This window comes from Delftia sp. WSY_22 (assembly GCF_043104185.1).
GTDB classification, from domain to species: domain Bacteria; phylum Pseudomonadota; class Gammaproteobacteria; order Burkholderiales; family Burkholderiaceae_C; genus Comamonas; species Comamonas tsuruhatensis.
Genome location: NZ_JBICKN010000056.1, coordinates 39,893 through 57,618 on the forward strand (window position 1 = coordinate 39,893; position 17,726 = coordinate 57,618).

15 protein-coding genes are annotated in these 17,726 nt (G+C 68.5%); 8 read left to right on the forward strand and 7 right to left on the reverse strand.

The features are described 5' to 3' along the window. Positions 1-90 precede the first annotated feature (90 nt). The 3 genes from ACF8NF_RS23470 (at position 91) to ACF8NF_RS23480 (ending at position 4,142) form a co-directional block, all read left to right on the forward strand. Positions 91-570 (forward strand): sigma-70 family RNA polymerase sigma factor, encoded by a 480-nt coding sequence (locus ACF8NF_RS23470; RefSeq protein WP_070081029.1) that lies wholly within the window; start codon positions 91-93, stop codon positions 568-570. Positions 571-572: 2 nt separating this feature from the next. Further along, complete coding sequence (locus ACF8NF_RS23475) at positions 573-1,526, forward strand: FecR domain-containing protein (protein ID WP_392406561.1); 954 nt, start codon at positions 573-575, stop codon at positions 1,524-1,526. Positions 1,527-1,622: 96 nt separating this feature from the next. Then, positions 1,623-4,142 (forward strand): TonB-dependent siderophore receptor, encoded by a 2,520-nt coding sequence (locus ACF8NF_RS23480; RefSeq protein WP_392451352.1) that lies wholly within the window; start codon positions 1,623-1,625, stop codon positions 4,140-4,142. Positions 4,143-4,255: 113 nt separating this feature from the next. On the opposite strand, the gene ACF8NF_RS23485 is transcribed toward ACF8NF_RS23480, so the two are convergent. The 4 genes from ACF8NF_RS23485 to glmS form a co-directional block, all read right to left on the reverse strand. Next, on the reverse strand, positions 4,256-5,302 hold the full coding sequence (locus ACF8NF_RS23485) for a hypothetical protein (protein WP_017405837.1): 1,047 nt from the start codon (positions 5,300-5,302) through the stop codon (positions 4,256-4,258). A gap of 149 nt (positions 5,303-5,451) precedes the next feature. After that, complete coding sequence (locus ACF8NF_RS23490; RefSeq protein ID WP_016448436.1) at positions 5,452-5,607, reverse strand: hypothetical protein; 156 nt, start codon at positions 5,605-5,607, stop codon at positions 5,452-5,454. Between the two features lie 39 nt (positions 5,608-5,646). Then, complete coding sequence (locus ACF8NF_RS23495; protein ID WP_164474684.1) at positions 5,647-5,802, reverse strand: hypothetical protein; 156 nt, start codon at positions 5,800-5,802, stop codon at positions 5,647-5,649. Positions 5,803-6,055: 253 nt separating this feature from the next. Further along, a complete protein-coding gene (gene glmS, locus ACF8NF_RS23500; RefSeq protein ID WP_046238518.1) occupies positions 6,056-7,975 on the reverse strand; it encodes a glutamine--fructose-6-phosphate transaminase (isomerizing) in 1,920 nt (639 codons plus the stop codon). A gap of 137 nt (positions 7,976-8,112) precedes the next feature. Between glmS and ACF8NF_RS23505 the strand changes: the two genes are divergently transcribed. Next, positions 8,113-8,628 (forward strand): Lrp/AsnC family transcriptional regulator, encoded by a 516-nt coding sequence (locus ACF8NF_RS23505; protein WP_016448445.1) that lies wholly within the window; start codon positions 8,113-8,115, stop codon positions 8,626-8,628. 217 nt (positions 8,629-8,845) lie between these two features. Beyond that, positions 8,846-9,970 (forward strand): diguanylate cyclase, encoded by a 1,125-nt coding sequence (locus tag ACF8NF_RS23510; protein ID WP_016448446.1) that lies wholly within the window; start codon positions 8,846-8,848, stop codon positions 9,968-9,970. A gap of 25 nt (positions 9,971-9,995) precedes the next feature. Here ACF8NF_RS23510 and ACF8NF_RS23515 read toward each other — a convergent pair whose 3' ends face one another. After that, complete coding sequence (locus ACF8NF_RS23515; protein ID WP_016448447.1) at positions 9,996-10,853, reverse strand: ATP-binding protein; 858 nt, start codon at positions 10,851-10,853, stop codon at positions 9,996-9,998. A gap of 94 nt (positions 10,854-10,947) precedes the next feature. Beyond that, positions 10,948-12,378 (reverse strand): bifunctional UDP-N-acetylglucosamine diphosphorylase/glucosamine-1-phosphate N-acetyltransferase GlmU, encoded by a 1,431-nt coding sequence (glmU, locus tag ACF8NF_RS23520; protein WP_034348976.1) that lies wholly within the window; start codon positions 12,376-12,378, stop codon positions 10,948-10,950. 104 nt (positions 12,379-12,482) lie between these two features. Here glmU and ACF8NF_RS23525 point away from each other — a divergent pair, with 104 nt between their 5' ends. Next, entirely contained in the window at positions 12,483-13,457 is a 975-nt protein-coding gene (locus ACF8NF_RS23525) for a LysR substrate-binding domain-containing protein (RefSeq protein ID WP_012207701.1), read from the forward strand. Positions 13,458-13,608: 151 nt separating this feature from the next. Here the strand turns inward: ACF8NF_RS23525 and tyrS are convergent, their stop codons facing one another. Next, complete coding sequence (gene tyrS, locus ACF8NF_RS23530; protein WP_016448449.1) at positions 13,609-14,841, reverse strand: tyrosine--tRNA ligase; 1,233 nt, start codon at positions 14,839-14,841, stop codon at positions 13,609-13,611. Positions 14,842-15,005: 164 nt separating this feature from the next. Between tyrS and ACF8NF_RS23535 the strand changes: the two genes are divergently transcribed. Both ACF8NF_RS23535 and ACF8NF_RS23540 read left to right on the forward strand, forming a co-directional pair. Beyond that, complete coding sequence (locus ACF8NF_RS23535) at positions 15,006-16,400, forward strand: peptidoglycan DD-metalloendopeptidase family protein (protein ID WP_052151611.1); 1,395 nt, start codon at positions 15,006-15,008, stop codon at positions 16,398-16,400. A gap of 103 nt (positions 16,401-16,503) precedes the next feature. Beyond that, complete coding sequence (locus tag ACF8NF_RS23540; RefSeq protein ID WP_392451355.1) at positions 16,504-17,652, forward strand: anhydro-N-acetylmuramic acid kinase; 1,149 nt, start codon at positions 16,504-16,506, stop codon at positions 17,650-17,652. Positions 17,653-17,726: the final 74 nt, after the last annotated feature.

A 17,726-nucleotide genomic window follows, 5' to 3' on the forward strand; every position in this document is an offset into this window, starting at 1 on the left:
AAAATGCCGGCAGTTTCTTGACGTACCAGAGGAAAGGCCCGGCACGTGCATCCATCCACCGACAGTGGCGCCAGCCAGGCTCTGGGCAGCATGTACGCGCAGCACAACCCTTGGCTGGTCGCGTGGCTGCAACGCAGGCTGGGCAACCGCTGCGATGCGGCCGACCTGGCCCAGGACACGTTCACGCGCATCTGGGTCAGCGCCAGGACGCAGGCCATCGAGGACATCCGGGAGCCCCGGGCCTACCTGACGACAGTGGCCAGGCGGCTGCTGGTCAATCACCTCGAACGCCGCTCGCTGGAGCAGGCCTACCTGGCGTCGCTGCACCTCCTGCCCCAGGCCACCGTGCCGTCCGTGGAGGCGCGGGCCATCCTGCTGGAGACGCTGCAGGAGCTCGATGCGCTGCTGGACGCCCTGCCCGCCAGGGTGCGCACGGCCTTTCTCATGTCCCAGCTGGAAGGCCTGTCCTACGAGGACATTGCCGACCGGATGCAGCTGAGCGTGCGCACCGTGACGCGCTACATGGCCCAGGGCTTTCGGCAATGCCTGCTGGTGATGCTGGAGCGCTGAGCATGCAGGCCGCAGACGCACGCATCCTGGACGAGGCCGCCCGCTGGCTGGCCCGCAGGCACGCCTCGGACTTCAGCGCGGCCGAGCAGGCCGAACTGGCGCGCTGGCGCAGCCAGAGCAGCCGGCATGAACAGATCTGGCAATGCGCCGAGCAGCTCAAGGGCCGCTTCAACACCGTGCCCGCCGCCGTCGGCATGGCCACGCTCAACCGCACGCGCCCCTCGGCGGCACGGCGCCAGTTGCTGCGCTCGGCCGTGCTGGCCCTGGCCACGCCTGCGCTGGGCTGGCTGGCCTGGCGCCATCTGCCCTGGCAGGACTGGACGGCCGACTACCGCACGGCCAGGGGCGAGCGCCGCGCGGTCACGCTGGCCGACGGCAGCCGCGTCCAGCTGAACACAGCCTCCGCCATCAGCGTGCGCATGGATGGCACGGCGCGGCGCATCCGCCAGCATGCCGGGGAAATCCTGGTCGAGACCGCGCATGCGCCGCCCTACGCCTCCCAGCCTTTCATGGTGCAGACAGACGACGGCCAGATGCAGGCCCTGGGCACGCGCTTCATCGTGCGCAAGCTGGAGCGGGGCACGGCGCTGGCCGTGCTGGAGGGCGCGGTGCGCGTCACGCCGGCAGCATCGGCCACGGCCGTGGTGGTGCATGCGGGCGAGCAACTGCAATTCGATGGACAAGGCGCCAGCGCCACCCGCCCGGTGGCGCCGCGGGACTCGGCCTGGACGCTGGGCGTGCTCTATGCCGAGAACCTGCGCCTGCAGGACTTCCTGGCCGAGCTGTCGCGCTACCGCGAGGGCCTTGTGCGGTGCGACGACGATGTCGCCGACCTGCGCGTCTCCGGCACCTACCAGCTGCATGACACCGACCGCATCCTGGCCCTGCTGGCCCAGACCCTGCCGGTGCGCGTGCACGAGCGCAGCCGGTACTGGGTGACGGTGGCGCGGCGCTGATTCGATTTTTTTCTGCCGTGGCTGTCCGGTTTTTCGCTCTCGCCTGTCAAGGCTTGCGAAGACCACTTTCATCGACAGCCCAGAGGACAGAACACCATGCACTCCCCTTCTTCCACCGCCGGACCACGCGCCAGCCTGCGCGCCACCGCCTTGGCGGCCCTGGCCGTCAGCACCTCGCTGCTGCTGCACGCGCTGCCAGTCCAGGCGGCCGAGCCGGCCGCCAGCGCCGCTGCCCGGAGCTACCAGATCCAGCCGGGTCCACTGGGCCCGGCGCTGATGGCCTTTGCCGCGCAGGCAGGCGTGAACCTGGGCATGGACCTGCAGCAGCTCGGCGGCATGGAGACACGCGGCCTGTCCGGCACGTTCTCCGTGGAAGACGGCTTTGCGCAGCTGCTGAACACGTCAGGCTGGACAGCGCGCCGCGTGGGTGCGGGCAACTACGCGCTGGAGAAGCTGCCTGCGGCGGCCCGCCAGGCGCCGTCTGCCGCAGCGGCCGTGCCCTCACCCTCAGCCCCAGCCGCGGCACAGGCCACGGAGCTTGCCGCCATCACGGTGACCGCACGCACGCAGAACAACCTGGTCGCACCCTCGCGGCAGGTGACGATCCTGGAAGGCCAGGAGGTGGAGCAGCTGCGCCAGGGCTCGGACAGCCTGGCCACCATGCTCAGCAAGGTGGTCCCCGGCATGGCGGACTCCAGCCACACCATCACCGACTACGGCCAGACGCTGCGCGGCCGCAACATGCTGGTGCTGGTGGACGGCGTTCCGCTGAACACCAACCGCGACTCGTCCAGGAACCTGGCCAACATCAACCCGGCCGACATCGAGCAGATCGAGGTGCTGCGCGGCAGCAGCGCCATCTACGGCAGCGGTGCGGCGGGCGGCATTGTCTCCATCCGCACCAAGCGGCCCTCGGGCGAGACGCGGGCCGAGACCATCGTCACCGGCTCGGCCCCGCTGTCCCGCCTGCGCGGCGCGGGGCTGGGCGGCGAGGTGCAGCACTACCTGTCCGGCGGCGGCGAGGTGGTCGACTATTCGGTGAGCCTGGGCGCCAGGCACATGGGCGGCGCCTTCGACGCCAGGGGCGACCGCATTGCACCCGAGCCCAGCCAGGGCGACCTGTTCGACTCCAACATCTACAACGCCTCGGCCAAGATCGGCTTCAAGCTCGATGCCGACCAGCGCCTGCAATTGACCGCCAGCCACTACAACGCGGCCCAGGACACGGACTACGCCTCCGACCCGTCGGTGGCGCGGCTGCCGGCAGGAACGGCGGCGGCCCGCCCCATCAAGGGCCTGGTGCTGGCCGACCAGAACCAGATCAAGAACACCATGCTGGGCCTGGACTACGAGAACCGGGACATCGCAGGCAGCACGCTGGCCGCCCAGCTCTACTACCGGGACTTCTTCACGCGGTTTGCGCCCTTCGACGCACGCGCCGTGCCGGTGCGGGGCGCCAATGTCGACCAGTCCATGCAGAACTCCGAGGTCTTTGGCGGGCGCCTGACCCTGAAGACGCCGCTGGGCGCCGGCAAGAAGAGCCTGCTGATCTGGGGTGCGGACTTCAACCAGGAGCGCACCGACATGCCCATCGACATCTTCGATCCCCGGGCCTATGACGCCAGCGGCGGCCTGGTCTTTCACAAGACGGGCCAGCTGATCTACATGCCGCCCGTCACCACGCGCAGCATCGGCGCCTTCGCCCAGCTGCAGCACCGGTTCAATGCGCAATGGTCGGCGGAAGGCGGCCTGCGCTACGACCGCGCCCAGGCCAGCTTCAATGACTTCACGCCGCTGTCGCAGTCACGCGCCCCCAGCCCCCAGTCCGTGAACGGCGGCACCGTCAGGTACAACGCCTGGACCTACAACCTGGGCACGGTCTTCACGCCGGTCCCCGGCCAGGAGCTCTATGCCTCGTACAGCCAGGGCTTCGAGCTGCCGGACATCGGCGTGGTAGTGCGCAATGCCACGCCGGCCTTCAACCTGGGCAACTCCAACCTGCAGGCGGTCAAGACCAACACCTATGAAATGGGCTGGCGCGGCAAGTTCTCCAACGTGATGGCCAACCTCAGCGTCTTCCAGTCGCGCTCCAACCTGGGCGCCGTGCAGAGCTTCAACAATGGCCTGACCCTGCTGCGCACCCGCGAGAAGATCCATGGCATCGAAGGCGGTCTGGACTACTTCAGCGACGACGACCACTGGAGCGTGGGCGGCAGCTTCACCTGGATGAAGGGCCGCGAGCTGCCCCAGGCCGCCAGCGGCTACCAGGACATGACGGGCTTTCGCATCCCTCCGCTCAAGCTCACGGCCTATGTGGAGTACCGGCCCGACACGCGCTGGAGCCACCGCCTCCAGGCCACCGCCTATGCCTCCAAGGACTACCGCCTGGACGGCAAGACCGGCTTCGGCCGCTATGACACACGGGGCTACACCACGGTGGACCTGATCAGCCAGTGGAAGATCGACCCCAAGAACCGTGTGTCCCTGGGCGTGGAAAACCTGTTCAACCGCCAGTACTTCCCGCTCTACAGCCAGCTGCTGCGCAGCAACAACAACACCAGCCGCCTGCCAGCGGCCGGCACGGTGCTGAAGATCAGCTACGCGCACACCTGGTGACCCCATAGGCAGGCACCGGCCGCCGCAGCCCGCCAACAACCGGCCGGGCACGGAAAGGGCAGCCACCCGACGCAGCCGATCAACGACCATCGGCCATCGGCTGCGCCCGGACCTCAAGGCCCCTTGCGCAGCGAGATCGGCGTGCCCCAGATCGGATCGGCGGCGCCCTGGCGGCCCAGCGTGGTGACCTGCATGGGCGCCAGCCGCGCCATGAGTTTTTCCTGGTCAGGGGTCAGGTTGGCGCGGGAGGCCAGATAGGTGCGCGTGAATTCCATGGGCACCGGCAGCGTGTGGACGGTGAAGTCCTCCAGCGGGCATTCGACCTTCTCGGCCGCCACCTTGCGGCAGCCCGCCTGGCGGAACTGGTAGCTGGGCGTCTTCAGATACGAGCGCTGGCTCAGCACCAGCTGCCCGCCTTCCAGCGTGAAACTGGCCAGGGCCTGCCGGGGCGGCACGCGCACCTGGACCTTGAGCGCGGGGATGTCGCGCGAGTCCGTGTCCTGGTAGTAGCCCGCACCCATGCCCGGCGTACTGTCCGTGACCTGCCGCTCGCCCCAGGCCACGCAATGGCCCGAGGCACGGTGCACCGTGGTGCAGTACTTCTCGGTGCGGGTCTGCGTGTGCGTGGTGGCCTCCTTCCAGTTCATCTCGGTATAGAACTCGCGGTAGGTCTCGGGCGCCAGGGACACCGTGCCGCTGGCGCCGCGGCCTGCGCCCGCAGCGCCCGCCTTGGCCCCCAGCTGGTCGAGCCGGGCATTGAGCCAGTAGTCATCGCCGCCCGTCAGCAGATACTTGCCGGGGGGCAGGACATGGACCTCGAAGGCCTTGAAGAGGTAGGTGGTCTTGGGATCGCGCTGCAGCGCGTTGTTCTGGAACTTGCGGCCGAACACGATCTCCGGCCTGTCCTGGTGGGTCCACAGCACGTTCGAGGTCCATTTGGACATGCCGTCGGCGTCGGCCAGCGACTTGTGCGGCGTCAGGTCAGCCACCAGCACCACGGCCATGTTGGCCTTCAAGGCCTCGCTGATCACCCACAGCGTCTTCGCCTGCTCCGCTTCCTCCTTCTCGAGCTGCCCGCTGGAAGGCGGCGCGGCACACCCCGACAATCCCAGGGCGAGCACCAGGGTCGGCAAAACGAAGCAGGGGCGCTGCAGTGTCATCGTTGAAATCCTTGGAGGTTGATGCTGGAAAGGCGTCATTGTGCGGGGAGATCTCCGGCGGCCCCGGCCAGGGCAGGCCCTCGACACGGAAAAGCCGCCCGAAGGCGGCCGGTTCCAGGGAGCGCTGCACCAGCGCTGGCTGCGATCAATCAGCGTTGCTGTGGCTGGCGCAAAGGCTGCCCTTGTTGGCGGACGTTCGCCTTGCACTGCATCTGGCTGTAGTTCCTGTCCGTGATGGGTTGCCCCATCTGCATGGGAACATAGGCCGGATGCTGCGGGCCTCTCGTGGGAAGAAGCTGTTTCATGGTTCCATCCTCACGTCAAACGGAACGCCGCCCAGCCTGTCAGCGGGGCTGATTGGGCTGCTGCTGGCCTGGCTGGTTCTGGCCAGGCTGCTTGTGCTGGGGGTTGTCCTGCTGCTGCTGTCCCGGGTTTTGCTGGTTCGGGTTCTGCTGCTGCGGGTTGTTTTGCTGCTGTTGCTGGTCGTTTTGCTGAGCCATGGGTATCTCCTTCACATGGTGGTCAAAGAGGCGCGTCAAACGAAGCGCCCGACTGCAGCGCAGATATGCACTGCGCTGGTAACCAGTGTGGGCCCGGACATGCGGCTCAGCCGTAGGACCGGCCAGAGCGTGCGCAGCCCCATGTTGCGACACCGCAGGTAGGCCAGCCGCCGGGTGTCCGACGGACATTTCGCACAGGGGGCAACGAAGGACCAGGGCAGGCCACGGCCTGCGCCCTACCCCGGCCCCCGCCTCACTCCACCGTCACGCTCTTGGCCAGGTTGCGCGGCTTGTCCACATCGGTGCCGCGTGCGCAGGCCGTGTGGTAGGCCAGCAGCTGCAGCGGGACCACGTGCAGGATGGGGCTGAGCGCGCCGTAGTTCTCGGGCATGCGGATGACGTGCATGCCTTCGCTGCTTTCGATGTTGGTCTTGGCATCGGCCAGCACATAGAGCACGCCGCCGCGCGCGCGCACTTCCTGCATGTTGCTCTTGAGCTTTTCCAGCAGTTCGTCATTGGGCGCCACCGTGACCACGGGCATGGCGCTGTCCACCAGGGCCAGCGGGCCGTGCTTGAGCTCGCCGGCCGGATAGGCCTCGGCGTGGATGTAGCTGATTTCCTTGAGCTTGAGCGCGCCTTCCAGCGCAATCGGGTAGTGGATGCCACGGCCCAGGAAGAGCGCGTTCTCGCGCTTGGCGAAATCCTCGGACCAGCTGATGACCTGGGGCTCCAGCGCCAGCACGGATTGCAGGGCCACGGGCAGGTGGCGCATGGCGGCCAGGTATTGCTGCTCCTTTTCCTCGCTCAGCCGCCCTTGCGACTGGGCCAGGGCCAGGGTCAGCAGGAACAGGCCTGCCAGCTGGGTGGTGAAGGCCTTGGTGGAGGCCACGCCGATCTCCACGCCGGCGCGCGTGATGTAGGCCAGCTCGCATTCGCGCACCATGGCGCTGGTGGCCACGTTGCAGACGGTCAGCGTGTGCTTCATGCCCAGGTTCTGGGCATGGCGCAGCGCGGCCAGGGTGTCGGCGGTCTCGCCCGACTGGCTGATGGTGACGACCAGGGTCTTGGGATGGGGAACGCTGGTGCGGTAGCGGTATTCGCTGGCCACTTCCACGCTGCAGGGCAGGCCGGCCAGCGACTCGATCCAGTACTTGGCCGTGCAGCCGCTGTAGTAGCTGGTGCCGCAGGCCAGGATGAGCACGCGGTCGATCTCCTTGAACACGCGCCAGGCCGAAGTGCCGGCCTTGCCGTCCGAGGCCACGCCGTCGAACAGCTCGGGCACGATGGCCTGCACGCCTTCCAGCGTGTCGGCAATGGCGCGCGGCTGCTCGAAGATTTCCTTTTGCATGTAGTGGCGGTAGGGACCCAGCTCGGCCGCGCCGCTGTGGGCGTGCACGGTGCGCACGGGGCGCTGCTCGGGCGCCAGCCGCTCGCCGCCCTTGCCCACCAGCCAGTAGCGGCCAGGCTGCAGGTCCACGATGTCGCCCTCTTCCAGGTAGACGATCTGGTCGGTCACGCCGGCCAGGGCCATGGCGTCGCTGGCCAGGAAGTGTTCGGCACCGTCCTGGCCCACGCCCAGGATCAGCGGCGAGCCGGCGCGCGAGCCCACCACGCGCTGCGGTTCGTCCTTGTGCATGACGGCGATGGCAAAGGCGCCATGCAGGCGCTGCGTGGCGGCCTGCACGGCCTCGAACAGGTCGCCGCCGTAGAGGCTGTCCACCAGGTGGGCGATGACCTCGGTGTCCGTCTGGCTGGCGAAGACATAGCCCTTGGACTGCAGCTCGGCGCGCAGGGCTTCGTAGTTTTCGATGATGCCGTTGTGCACCAGGGCCACGCGGGCCGGCTGGTCGGTGTCGGCCACGGGCGAGACGCCAGGGCCGTGGCTGAAATGCGGATGGGCGTTGCGCACCGCCGGCTCGCCATGCGTGGCCCAGCGCGTGTGGGCAATGCCGGTGTGGCCGATGACCTTGTCCTGTTGCACCTGGTCCATGAGTTCGGCCACGCGCGCCGTGGAGCGGGCGCGCCGCAGGCCCTGGCTGTGCACGCCCTGTGCGTCCAGCGCCTGCACGGCCACGCCGCAGGAGTCATAGCCGCGATATTCCAGGCGCTGCAGGCCCTGGACGAGAACGGGGACGATATCGCGGAAGGAAACCGCTGCGACGATGCCACACATGGACAAGCTCCTTGTTTCGAGATGACGACGGATGCTACGCAGGTTGAAAAGAAATTTCTCTCCAGATTTCCTTATCTATTGAACTAATATTTCATCATCAGGCACTCAAGAAATATTATTTCAATATAAATAACAAAATGAACCAAAATTCCATTCAACTGGACGCTACCGACCTGCAGCTGCTGCAGCTGCTGCAAGAAGACTGCAGCCGCAGCAACCAGGCACTGGCCGCGCTGCTGCAGCTGTCGCCGCCCACCTGCCTGCGCCGCGTGCGGCGGCTGCAGGAGTCCGGGCTGATCGAGCGGCAGGTGGCCATCCTGCAGCCCGAACGCCTGGCCGCCGCCCTGGGCCATGGGCTGCAGGCCATTGTGGAGGTCTCGCTGGACCGCCAGGACAGTGACGCGCTGGACGGATTCGAGCGCCGCGCCGTGGCGCTGGACGCCGTGCAGCAGTGCTGGCGCGTATCGGCGGGGCCTGATTTCATCCTCGTGGTGGCCGCGCCCGACATGCCGGCCTACCTGGAGTTGAGCCGGGCGCTATTCACGGGCGACGCCAACGTGCGCAATGTCAAGAGTTTTTTCAGCGTCAGGCGCGCCAAGTTCTCCACCGCCATGCCGCTGCCGCCGGCAAATCCCGGAACAGGCGCCCAATGAGGCCAGGACGCTTGATTTTGCGAGTAATTGTGCGCATCAGGAAACTGCGCGGCGGCGGGACTGCGTAGGACAGCAAGCCTGCAATGTGTCCCGAACGCCAACTTTGGGCAACGTTGGACTTTAAGGCGTTGCGCACGCACGGGGACAATGATACAAATTGATGCAACAACACTTTCTGACGCGCTAGGCAATCGGCGCGCACTCGGCTCGCACCGCCATGTCCTTGCGCCAGCGCATCCATCGCCGCACCTATCCCTTGCGCGTCTCCAGCATGGCTTTGGGTGGCCTCGTCGTGGGCACGACCATGACCGAGCTGGGCGCCAGCACGGCTGTCTGGGGCTTTGTGCTGGTGAGCGCCCTGGTCTGGCCGCACATCGCCTTTCTCCACGCCCGCCACAGCCGTGACAGCCACCGCGCCGAACACGCCAATCTGAAGATAGATGCGCTGATCATCGGCAGCTGGATTCCCGTCATGCATTTCTGTGCATTGCCCAGCATTGCGCTGCTGGCCATCAGCATTGCAGACCGCAACCACACGGCCACGCGCGACGGCTGGCTGCAATCGCTGTTCGCCACCTTCCTGGCCGCCGCCGCGGGGGCCCTGCTGCTGCGGCCCGCGCCCGAGTGGGAGGCCAGCCTGGCAGTGCAGCTGAGCATGCTGCCCCTGCTCCTGCTGCACAGCGTGTTCTCCAGCTGGTCCACGCGCCAGCTGGTGCGCAAGCTGGCACGACAGAACGTGAAGCTGCAGGTGCTCAGCCGCATCGACCCCCTGACCACGCTGTACAGCCGCGACTACTGGTGGCAGAAGGCGCGCGCCGCGCTGCGCGACTACCGGCAGACGCAGACCTCGGCCTGTCTGCTGATCGTGGACATAGACCACTTCAAGCGCATCAACGACAGCTTTGGGCACACCGTGGGTGACGAGGTGCTGCAGGCCATCGGCCTGACCATCCGGCACTGCCTGCGATCGCATGACGCGGCCGGCCGCTACGGAGGCGATGAATTCGCCGTGCTGTGCATGCACACCCATCTGGACGATGCCTATGCGGTGGCCCTGCGCATACGCAACCAGCTGAGCCAGCTGCGCGTGCGCGAGCACCCGCATCTGCGCGTCAGCGCCAGCATTGGCGTGGCGGCGGCGGACCCCAGCTTTCTGTCGGTCAAGGACTGGATCAATGCGGCCGACAGCGCGCTCTACAGCGCCAAGGACGCCGGGCGCGACCAGGTGATACCTGCTGCGCCGCTGATGGCCGGCAGCGCGCCCACAAGGTCGGGCACGGACGCGGGCAGCGAGGCCTCGCGCCAGGCACACCAGCCCGAGCCGGACGACACGCTGATCTGAGGGCTGGCGCCAGCGGCAGGCAGACTCAGAGCCCGCGATCCGTGCGCCGCACTTCGCCGCCGGGCCAGTTCAGGCATACGCTGCAGCCGCCCGCGGGCGTGGCGCGGATGGTGGCCTCGCCGCCGTGGCGGCGCATGACGCCGCGCACCAGGGCCAGGCCCGTGCCCAGGCCCGGAAACTCCGACTCACGGTGCATGCGCTGGAAGATGCCGAACAGCGCGCCCGCACGCGAGGGGTCGAACCCCACGCCGTTGTCCGTCACGCTGAGCGTGATGCCGCCGTCGGCATGGCGCTCCACATCGATGGCAATGCGCGGCTGGGCCACGGGCTGGGTGAACTTGACGGCGTTGTCCAGCAGCGCCTCCAGCACCTGGCGCAGCAGGGCCGCGTCGGCACGCACGGCGGGACTTTGCTGCGGCAGGCTCCATTGCAGCCGCGCAGCCGCGCCGCAGGCCGCCCAGCGCGGCTGCGCCAGCACCGCCGTGCGCGCCTGCTCCAGCAGTTCCTGCAAGGCAATGGGCTGCCACTGCATGGGCGTGCGGGCGGCGCGCGCCAGGGCCAGCAGGCCGTCGAGCATGCCGCCCATGCGTCGGGCGGACTGGTCCATGGTCTGCAGGAAGCCGCGTGCCTCCTGCAGTTCCTGCGGCGAAGGCGCGGCCTGCGACAGCAGCTCGTCCACCAGGGGGCCGAAGGACAGCACATGGCGCAGCGGCGCGCGCAGGTCGTGCGACACCGCGTGCAGCCATTCCTGCTGCGCGGCGCGCAGGGCCTGCAGCTCCTGCTCGCGCTGGGCCAGGCGCTCCAGCGCGTCCTGCAGCGTGCGGGGCGGGCCTTGCAGGTCGGCGGCAGGGTCGGGCGGAGGGTGGGCGAAAGGTTCCGTCATGGCATGGACAGGGTCAGGAGATTCGGAAAATCGGCTTGCCCCGTACGGGACCCGCCGGCGATGCGGGCCCTCGAGCCCACGTGTCTCGGAAGTCTCAGGACTTGGGCAGTTTGACCGGGCGCTTCCAGCTGGTGATGCTCACCTGCCTGCCCCGCGATACCGTGAGCACGCCGGGCTCGGTGCTCTTGGTGACCGTGGAGCCGCCGCCCACCGTGCCGCCCGCGCCAATGGTGACGGGCGCCACCAGCACGCAGTTGCTGCCGATGTGCACGTCGGCCTCGATCACCGTGCGGTGCTTGTTCACGCCGTCGTAGTTGGCCGTGATGGAGCCGGCGCCGTAGTTGACGCGCTCGCCCACCGTGGCATCGCCCAGGTAGGCCAGGTGGTTGGCCTTGGCGCCATCGGCCAGCACGGAGTTCTTGACCTCGACGAAGTTGCCGATGTGCACTTCGCGGCCCAGCTGCGCCCCGGGGCGCAGGCGCGCAAACGGGCCCACCAGGGCGCCCTCGCCCACGCTGACGCCGGCCTTCTCGCCATCGACATGCGTGTACGGATGGATGACGGCGCCCGCCGCAATCGTGGCGTTGGCAATGCTGCAATAGGCGCCGATGCGCGCGCCTTCGCCAATCTCCACATGGCCGCTGAAGATGCAGCCCACGTCGATCTCCACATCCTGCCCGCAGACCAGGCGTGCCGCGCGGCCGGTGCGCGGGTCATCGCGCAGGTCAAAGCGCGCGGGGTCGGCCAGGCGCACGCCCTGCTCCATCAGCGTGCGGGCCTGGGCGCCCTGGTGGGCGCGCTCCAGCTCGGCCAGCTGCAGCGGGCTGTTGACGCCGGCCACCTGCACCGGGTCGGCAATGCAGTGCGCGACCACGGGCACGCCGTCGGCCACGGCCATGGCGACCACGTCGGTCAGGTAGTACTCGCCCTGGGCGTTGTCATTGGTCAGGCGGGCCAGCCAGCCGGCCAGGTGGCGGGCCGGCACGGCCATGATGCCGCTGTAGATTTCCTGGATGGCGCGCTGGGCGTCATTGGCATCCTTTTGCTCGACAATGCGCTGCACCGTGCCGTCTTCGCCGCGCACGATGCGGCCATAGCCCGTGGGATCGGGCAGGCGCACGGTCAGCAGCGCCAGCCGCTGGCCATCGGCCGCATCGACCAGGGCGCGCAGCGTGTCGGCCTGCGTCAGCGGCACATCGCCCGAGAGCACGATGACCATGCCGTCGCCCGCCAGCGCAGGCACGGCCTGCTGCACCGCATGGCCCGTGCCCAGCTGCGGCTCCTGGCGCACGAACTTCAGCGCCATGGAGCCGCCCTGGCAGGCCGCCGCCATGGCGGGCTCCACCTGGTCCGCGCCGTGGCCCGTGACCACCACGGCCGAACGCGCATCCAGCTGCGCTGCGGTCGCCAGCACATGGCCCAGCAGCGGGCGCCCCGCCAGGCGCTGAAGGACTTTGGGCAGGCGGCTTTTCATGCGCGTGCCCTTGCCCGCGGCCATGATGACGAGATCCAGAGGTGCTGTCATAGGTGATTCATCCAAAACGCCAGAACCTGTGCCGGCAACGCCGCCGATTATCTGCCCGCCAAGGGCTGCGGCCGGTCACACGATTGACGTATGCTGGCGGCGCCATGCCCCATGCCACCACTGCACCCGTTCCCCTGCTGCGCACACGCGCCATCGGAGCCGGCCATCTGCGTGCCTTCCTGGCCGTGGCCCGGCACCTGAATTTCCGCGCGGCTGCCGACGAGCTGTCGCTGACGCAGTCGGCCGTGAGCCGCCAGATCCAGTCGCTGGAGGATGAAGTCGGCGTGCCGCTGTTCCTGCGTCACACGCGCGCCGTGGAGCTGACCGGGGCCGGCGCCCAGCTGCTGCGCTCGGTGGCGCCCGCGCTGGAGCAGATCGACGCCTCGGTGCGCCAGATCCGCCAGACCGTGGGCCGCAAGAGCGTGGCCATCACCACCTGGGCCAGCTTTGCCGCCATGTGGCTGATCCCGCGCCTGGAGTCCTTCCAGCGCGCCTGGCCCGATATCGACATCCGCATCGACACCAGCGACACCGTGATGGACCTGGACACCACCGATGTGGACCTGGCCCTGCGCTACGGCCGCGCGGGCGACGGCTGGCCCCAGGCGCAGCGCCTGTTCGGCGAGCAATTGGCCGTGGTGGCCAGCCCGCGCCTGCTGGCCGGCGGCCCGCCGCTCAGGACGCCGGCCGACGCGGCCCGCTACACGCTGATCGAGACCGGCGACGCCCACCGCATGCCCCAGCTGGAGTGGCTGGGCTGGCAGCGCTGGTTCGGCGTGCAGGGCTGCGACCAGCTGCAGCCGCCGCGCTGGCTGTACTTCAACTACGCCCACCAGATCGTGCAAGCCGCACTGGCCGGACAGGGCCTGGCCATTGCACGGCTGCCGCTGGTGGCCGACGCGCTGGCGGCTGGCGACCTGGTCGAGGTGCTGCCCGCGCACCGGCTGGAATCGCCGCTGGCCTACTGGCTGATCGTGGGCCCGCGCAGCGCCGCGCGTCCCGAGGTGGCCGCCTTCTGCCGGTGGCTGCAGGAGCAGGCCGAGGTCACGCGCGAAACCGTCGAATCGCCCCCGGCTTGAAAAATAACCCCCATGCTCCCCTTGCTGCGCAAGGTCCGCGCCCCCCGAGGGGGCCGTTTTCATCTTGGGGCGGCCCGGCGATGAAAAAAGGACGCGGGCATGCCGGCGTCCTTCATTCCTGTGCAGCCGGGCGCATGGCCCGGCGCGGGCATCAGCCCAGCGTCACGCGCGCAAACTTGCGCTTGCCCACTTGCACCACATAGGTGCCGGCTTCGAGCTTGAGGCCCCGGTCGCTGATGGCCGTGCCATCCACGCGCACGCCGCCGCCGTCGATCAGGCGGTTGGCCTCGCTGGTCGAGGGCGCCAGGTTGGCCTGCTTGAGCAGGGCACCGATGCCCAGCGGCGCGCCCGACAGGCTGACCTCGTCGATCTGGTCGGGAATGCCGCCCTTGCTGCGGTTGTTGAAATCCTGCTCGGCCGCATCGGCCAGCGCCGCGCTGTGAAAGCGCGCCGTGATCTCCTTGGCCAGCAGCACCTTGGCGTCCTTGGGATTGCGCCCGCCTTCCACCTCGGCCTTGAGCGCGGCGATCTCGGCCAGGCTCTTGAACGACAGCAGGGTGTACCAGTTCCACATCAGCGTGTCCGAGATGCTCAGCACCTTGGCGAACATGGTGTTGGCGTCCTCGGTGATGCCGATATAGTTGTTCTTGGACTTGGACATCTTGTGCTCGCCGTCCAGGCCCACCAGCAGCGGCATGGTGAGCACGCACTGCGTGTCCTGCCCGTATTCCTGCTGCAGGTGGCGGCCCATGAGCAGGTTGAACTTCTGGTCCGTGCCGCCCATTTCCAGGTCGGCGCGCAGCGCCACCGAGTCATAGCCCTGCAGCAGCGGGTAGAGGAATTCATGCAGGCTGATGGAGCTGCCCTCGGTGAAGCGCTGGTGGAAGTCGTTGCGCTCCATCATGCGGGCCACCGTGTACTTGGCCGACAGCTCGATCATGCCGCGCGCGCCCAGCTTGTCGCACCACTCGCTGTTGTAGCGCACCTCGGTGCGCGCCGGGTCCAGCACCTTGGCGGCCTGGGTGTAGTAGGTCTCGGCGTTGACCTTGATCTGCTCGGCCGTCAGCGGCGGGCGCGTGCTGTTGCGGCCCGAAGGGTCGCCGATCAGGGTGGTGAAATCGCCGATCAGGAAGATCACCTGGTGGCCCAGGTCCTGCAGCTGGCGCATCTTGTTGAGCACCACGGTGTGGCCCAGGTGGATGTCGGGCGCCGTCGGATCCAGGCCCAGCTTGATGCGCAGCGGCACGCCCGTGGCCTCGGAGCGGGCCAGTTTCTGCACCCAGTCGGCCTGGGGCAGCAGTTCATCCACGCCGCGCAGGGTGATTTCAAGCGCTTGGCCTACACCTTCAGTGACCGGGTATGTTGTAACAGCAGATTGATTCATAAGGGTTTTTCGCCAGGCCGCGTAGGACCGCGTCGGTATACTCCGGGGATTTTCCCGCTGCGGCGAATTCTAGACGCCCGCCTTTCCGCACCACAGAGCGCGGACTTGTTGCCCGTCTGGAGAGCGTATCCCGCCGCTGCGATGCTGTCCGGCCCCCAGGCCGGATGCGCGCAACCCAAGGATCTGATGTTGTGAAATATGGCTTGAACCATGCCAGCGGTGCTCTTGTTGCGCGGCTGACCTCCGTGATCCAGCAACACCCCCAGCGTGTCACCGCAGCACTGGCAGCCATCTTGCTCACGGGCGGCGGCGGCGCCTTCGCCGTGGCCAACCTGGGACCCGATCCGGCCGACCTGCCGGTGCGCATGCTCTCCACGCCCGTGGAATCGCTGGCAGAAGGCCAGACCCTGGCCGAGCTGACCGACAGTGTGCAGGGCATGTCCCTGTACCGTTCCGAATACACGCGTGGCAGCGACACGGCCGAAACCCTGCTGCAGCGCCTGGGCGTGGCCGATCCGGCCGCCGCCGCCTTCATGCGCGGCAACGACCAGGTGCGCCAGCATGTGCTGGGCCGCGCCGGCCGCCTGGTGACGGCCGAGACCACGCCCGACCACCAGTTGTCCCTGCTGACCGTGCGCTGGGCACCCGACGAGGACGGCAGCTTCCGCCGCCTCGTGGTCGAGCGCAAGAACAATGAACTGAGCACACGCATCGAGACGGGCAAGCTGACCGCCTCGCCGCGCCTGGCCGGCGGCATCATCCGCAGCTCGCTGTTCGCCGCCACCGATGCGGCCTCCATTCCCGACGCCGTGGCCATGCAGATGGCCGACATCTTCCAGGGCGACGTGGACTTCCGCCGCGGCCTGCGCAAGGGCGACCGCTTCTCGGTGGTCTACGAATCGCTGGAAGCCGATGGCGAGCCGCTGCGCGCGGGCCGCGTGCTCAGCGCCGAGTTCCACAACAACGGCAAGGTCGTGCAGGCCCTGTGGTTCCAGGACGAAGGCAAGGCCAAGGGCGACTACTACACCATGGACGGCAAGAGCCGCCGCCAGGCCTACCTGACCTCGCCCGTGGAGTTCTCGCGCATCAGCAGCGGCTTTGCCATGCGCATGCACCCCATCCACAAGACCTGGCGAGCCCACCTGGGAACGGACTTCGCGGCGCCCACGGGCACCAAGGTACGCACCGTGGGCGACGGCACCGTCTCCTTCGCGGGAGTGCAGAACGGCTACGGCAACGTGATCTTCGTGGACCACGCCAACAACCACACCACGGTCTATGCCCACCTGAGCCACATCGGCGTCACGCGCGGCCAGCGCGTGGAACAGGGCGACATCATCGGCAACGTGGGCTCCACGGGCTGGGCCACGGGCCCGCACCTGCACTTCGAGTTCCGCGTCAATGGCGAGCACCGCGACCCCATGACCATCGTCCAGGCCACCGATGCCGCCCGCCCCGTCTCCAAGGCCGGCCGCGCCGCCTTCGACAAGATGGCCGCGCAGATGCGCATCGAGCTGCAGGCATCGAACGAGGCGCTGGCCTTGGCCACCGAGCGCTGAGCACTGCCCCCCCTCCAAAGGCTGCCCTGGCAGCCTTTGTTGTTTCAGACGCATCCTTTTGTGATCGCCAGCCCCGGGGTCCCGCAGGGCTACCATTGCCGGCATGAACCAGCCAGCCCCCTCCCCCATCGCCCACCGCTACTGCATCGGCCTGATGTCCGGCACCTCGCTCGACGGGGTGGACGGCGTTCTCGTGGACTTTGCCGAAGGCACGCAGGTGCTGTGGCATGCCAGCCGGGGCTTTGATGCCGCGCTGCGCGCCGAGCTGCTGGCCCTGAACACCCCCGAGGGCCGCGACGAGCTGCACCGCGCGGCGCTGGCGGCCAATGCGCTGGCGCGCAGCTATGCCGAGGTGGTGCGGGAGCTGCTGCAGGCCACAGCCCTGGCGCCCGGCCAGATCGCAGCCATCGGCGCCCACGGCCAGACCGTGCGCCACCGGCCGCAGATGTTCGACGGCATGGGCTACACGCTGCAGCTCAACAGCCCGGCCCTGCTGGCCGAGCTCAGCGGCGTTGCCGTGGTGGCCGACCTGCGCAGCCGCGATGTGGCCGCTGGCGGCCAGGGTGCGCCACTGGTGCCCGCCTTCCACCAGGGCGTGTTCGGCCGGCCCGGCGAGACGGTGCTGGTGCTCAACATCGGCGGCATCGCCAATCTCAGCGTGCTGGCCGGCGATGGCACGGTGCTGGGCTTCGACTGCGGCCCCGGCAATGCGCTGATGGACGGCTGGTGCCAGACGCACACGGGCCAGCCCTATGACGACGGCGGCCAGTGGGCGGCCACGGGCCAGGTGCTGCCCGCCCTGCTCGACCGCCTGCTGGCCGAGCCTTTCCTGCAGCAGCCGCCACCCAAGAGCACGGGGCGCGACCTGTTCCACGCGGACTGGCTGGCCGGCCATCTGTCCGCCAGTGCAACCAGCGCCGCCGATGCCCGCCCCGCCGACGTGCAGGTCACGCTCACCGAATTCACGGCCCGGGCCTGCGCCAGTGCCGTGCAGCGCTTCGGGCGTGGCGGCGGCGAGCTGCTGGTCTGCGGCGGAGGCGCCTTCAACACGCAACTGATGCAGCGCATCGCCGCCCTGCTGCCCGGCGTGGCCGTGGACACCACGGCCGCGCGCGGCCTGCCGCCGCAGCAGGTGGAGGCCGCCGCCTTCGCCTGGCTGGCGCGCCAGGCCCTGCTGGGCCTGCCCGGCAACCTGCCGGCCGTCACAGGCGCACGCGGCCCGCGCATCCTGGGCGCCATCTACCCCGCATAAAAAAAACCATGCAAGGCATCCGCCAAGCATGGGCCCACCAAACATCTTGCCTGAGCCCAAAGCCTATGAAACTG